Origin of the sequence: Streptomyces sp. NPDC020362 (assembly GCF_040642095.1) — a bacterium.
Taxonomy (GTDB): Bacteria; Actinomycetota; Actinomycetes; order Streptomycetales; family Streptomycetaceae; genus Streptomyces.
Genome location: NZ_JBFAET010000389.1, coordinates 1 through 3,722, shown reverse-complemented (window position 1 = coordinate 3,722; position 3,722 = coordinate 1). Strand labels below are relative to the sequence as shown.

Annotated in this window: 3 protein-coding genes and 1 pseudogene; 2 read left to right on the top strand and 2 right to left on the bottom strand. The window is 69.1% G+C overall.

Annotated features, from left to right (window positions below; genetic code table 11):
* Positions 1-687 (bottom strand): annotated as a pseudogene (locus tag AB0H32_RS47335) (phenylacetate--CoA ligase family protein); the annotation flags it as partial.
* 692 nt (positions 688-1,379) lie between these two features.
* Here AB0H32_RS47335 and AB0H32_RS47330 point away from each other — a divergent pair.
* Positions 1,380-1,727: a hypothetical protein gene (locus AB0H32_RS47330; protein ID WP_361135637.1), complete on the top strand. Its 348-nt coding sequence runs from the start codon at positions 1,380-1,382 to the stop codon at positions 1,725-1,727.
* Positions 1,728-1,941: 214 nt separating this feature from the next.
* On the opposite strand, the gene AB0H32_RS47325 is transcribed toward AB0H32_RS47330, so the two are convergent.
* Positions 1,942-2,976, bottom strand: a complete 1,035-nt coding sequence (locus AB0H32_RS47325; RefSeq protein ID WP_361135634.1) for an aldo/keto reductase — start codon at positions 2,974-2,976, stop codon at positions 1,942-1,944.
* Between the two features lie 106 nt (positions 2,977-3,082).
* Here AB0H32_RS47325 and AB0H32_RS47320 point away from each other — a divergent pair, with 106 nt between their 5' ends.
* Positions 3,083-3,709: a TetR/AcrR family transcriptional regulator gene (locus AB0H32_RS47320; RefSeq protein ID WP_361135631.1), complete on the top strand. Its 627-nt coding sequence runs from the start codon at positions 3,083-3,085 to the stop codon at positions 3,707-3,709.
* The last annotated feature ends 13 nt before the right edge of the window (positions 3,710-3,722 follow it).

The window sequence follows — 3,722 nt, the reverse complement described above, 5'->3', positions numbered from 1 at the left end:
GACGACCTGCCGCGCGGGTACGCCGTCGCCGGCGAGGGGCAGGTCGGTCTCCTCGTCGAGGATCTCGACCACCGTGTACGGGGTGAACACGCGGTGCACACGCGGGTCTTTGCCGGGCACCGCCTTCCCGAGCAGCCCGGCGTCCACACTTGCGTAGCCCAGCGACCGGACCTGCGCCTTCGGGAACGCGCGCGCAAGCAGGGGAAGCTGGTCGCTGAAGAGGCACTCACCGCCGAAGAACAGCAGCTCCACGTCCGGGAGCGACCGGCCGGCGCAGGTGAGGCGCTCGGCGAGGGAACACAGGGTGGTGGGTGTTCCCGCGACGACCTGGGCCTGGAACTCCTCCAGGGTGGCCGCCGTGGATTCCCAGGGCGCCGCGCCTCCGATGGGGAGGCGGACGTTGGCCACCGGGGAGCGGTGCAGCGAGTCCAGGATGAAGCTGAAACTCGCGTACAGGTCACCCGCGTAGAACAGATCGGCGACCCGGTGGCCCGGGCGCAGCCCGGCATTGACCAGTCCGGCGCCGAACGCCGTGGTGAACTCCCGCCATTCCGTACGCGTGTAGTACGAGAACTTCGGCGAACCCGTGGTGCCGCCACTGCGGAAGACGGCCGCTTCGTGGAGCGGTGCGGTCAGCAGTCTGTTGTCGCGGGGGGAGTTGGCTCGCCAGAAGTGCGCCTGTGGCACCACCGGAAGATCCGTGAGGTGGGCCACATGACTGGGCAGATGAGCGTAGAGCTCACGGTAGAAAGGCGAATTGTGGCGCGCGAAGCGTATGAGCTCCGCGATTGGTTGAACGGGCATCGATTCCTGCTCGAAGGCGTGAACCGTCGGAAGGGAAAGGCCGACGGCGGTACGACGAGTGGGGCCGCGCTCCGGAATGGAGGAAGGCCTTGTCGTTGACGATGTGAATCAACGGTGCGCCCACGACGGGGAGGGCGTCCGGATCGGAAGGATATCTCAATATTCGGGACGTGCTTGCGCTAACTGGCCATGTGAGCAGGGGGCTTCGGTGCGCGAGCGGACGAGCGGAGGCCGCCTTCGGTTCCCTTCGGGCCGGAGACGACTGTCACATCAGACCCTCTTTCCATAAGCATTTGTTGAGTATTCCTCAAGTCGCCTTTATGGAATGGGGCCTGGGAGCCGTCCGGGGGCTTGGCCGAATGTGACAGGCCTGTGTGCACGGGTCGGCCGCAGGCGGTGCACGGCCTGCATGCGTTGGACCGCGGATTCGCTGCCGGCCTGCGGAGCCGTCACTTCGGTTGGGCCGTTCGGATGATGTCGGATCGATTCACCGACCGGCGCACCACCCAGGACGACAAGTTCCGGGAAGGGTGGCTCCCGCACTCCATAGCTCTGTGTGAAGGGACACCTTTTCCATGCGTCTCCGCAATGCCGCAGCCGCCGCCTTCGGCGCCTTCGTCCTGGTCCTGACCGTCCCCTCCTCCGCCTCCGCCGCGGTGGGACAGTTCCAGTACACCTACGCGGGCCCGGACGGCGCCCCCAGGACCGCGGCACTTCAAGCCCCGGGGAGCAGGAAGTGCATCACCCTTCCCGAGGTCGCGGATCCCGCAGTCGGCTCCCCGGCCCACTCCCCGCGCAACGGGACCGACGCGTTCGCGACGGTCTACACCGAGCCGAACTGCACGGGAGACTCCTTCACGCTGCACCCGCGCATCGGGTACGGCAACGAGGCCCTGAAGGTTCGGTCCGTCGTCTTCAGCTGACCGCAGACGTAGAGGAGCGGGGCGCCGTGCGTACCCGGGGGTGCGGATCGCGTCGCACCGCTTCGGCCGAAGCCGTGTCCGGCCCCGGCGGCGCTCCAGGGCTCCTGCCCGCGCAGTGCATCGCGTGGGATCGGGGCCCTGTCGCTGCGGTCGGACCACGGGCGGCAGTCCGAGGCGTGGGGTCGGACCACGGGCGGCAGCCCGAGGTGTGGGATCAGACCACCGGCGGGTTGAGGCGGGCGAAGCCTTCCTGGCGCTGGTAGGGGAAGTACGGGTAGGGCGCCGCCTTGCCGCTCGCCGCGTCGAGTCTCGCCATCTGGTCGGGCGTAAGTGTCCAGCCGACGGCACCGAGGTTCTGTCGGAGCTGCTCCTCGTTGCGGGCGCCGATGATGACGGAAGAGACGGTCGGCCGCTGCAGCAGCCAGTTGATGGCGATCTGCGGGACGGCCTTGCCGGTCTCCTGTGAGATCTCGTCGAGGGTGTCGACCACGCGGTAGAGGTACTCGTCCTCGACCGGCGGGCCGTAGTCGGCGGTCTGGTGCAGCCGGCTGCCGGCGGGGAGCGGCTGATCACGGCGCACCTTGCCGGTGAGCCGTCCCCAGCCGAGCGGGCTCCAGACGACCGCCCCGAGGCCCTGGTCGAGTCCGAGGGGCATCAGTTCCCACTCGTAGTCGCGGCCGATCAGGGAGTAGTAGACCTGATGCGCGACGTAGCGCGGGTGGCGGCACTTGTCCGCGATCGCGAGGGACTTCATCGCCTGCCAGCCGGAGAAGTTGGAGACCCCCAGGTAGCGGACCTTTCCTGCGCGGACGAGATCGTCGAGCACGGACAGGGTTTCCTCGACCGGCGTGCCGGCGTCGAAGGCGTGCAACTGGAACAGGTCGATGTGATCGGTGCCGAGCCGGCGCAGCGCGTCCTCGCACGCGGTGATCAGGCGTGACCGGGAGGAGCCCGCATCGCCCGGGCCGTCACCCGTCGGCAGGCTGGTCTTGGTGGACACGATCACCTGGTCCCGGCGGCCCTTGATCGCCTCGCCCAGCACCTCCTCGGACGCGCCGCCCGAGTAGACGTCGGCGGTGTCGAACATCGTGATCCCGGCGTCCAGGCAGATGTCCACGAGGCGGCGCGCCTCTCGCGCGTCGGTGGTGCCCCAGGCGCCGAACAGCGGTCCTCGGCCTCCGAAGGTGCCGGCGCCGAAGCTCAGCGCGGGGACCTTGAGCCCGGATGCACCCAGCCGCCTGTATTCCATGACCGCTCCTCGTCTCTTCATCCGACTCGCTAACGGTTCCAAGGTTCCGTTAGTCTGTGGGCTCAGGATAGCTCGCGGATGCGATAAACGAAACTGGGGTCCCGTTATGGGTTCGGAGGAGACGAGGCCGGGCACCGTTCGGCCCGGTGGGCGCACGGCGCGGGTGCGGGCGGCGGTGCTGCAGGCGGCCGGGGACACCCTGGCCGAGCAGGGCTTTGCCCACCTGGACCTCGCCGACATCGCGCGCCGTGCCGAAGTGGGCAAGACGACGGTCTACCGCCGTTGGGGGACAGTGACCGCCTTGGTGGCCGACCTGCTGACGGACATGGCGGAGCAGTCGCTGCCGCGTACCGAGACCGGCTCGTTGCTCGGCGACCTCAAGGCCAACGCGCGACTTGTGCAGCGCACCCTGGCCGACCCGCGGCAGGGGGCGCTGTTCAAGGCGGTGATCGCCGCCGCCACCTGTGAAGCGAAGACGGCGGAGGCCCTTCATCACTTCTACGACATCCGCGTCAAGGAGTGGGCCCCTTGCGTCCAGCAGGCCGTCGACCGGGGCGAGGTGCCCGAAGGCACCGACACCCACGAGGTGATCCGTGCTGTCTCCGCCCCCCTCTACTACCGCCTGCTGACCGGCGGCGGGCGCCTGGACGAAGCGGCTGCCGACCGGGCCGCCGAGGCCGCGGCGGCAGCCGCGCGCGCGGGAGCCTACCTGCGCAGAAATGGGCTTGACTGACGGGCCCGCACCC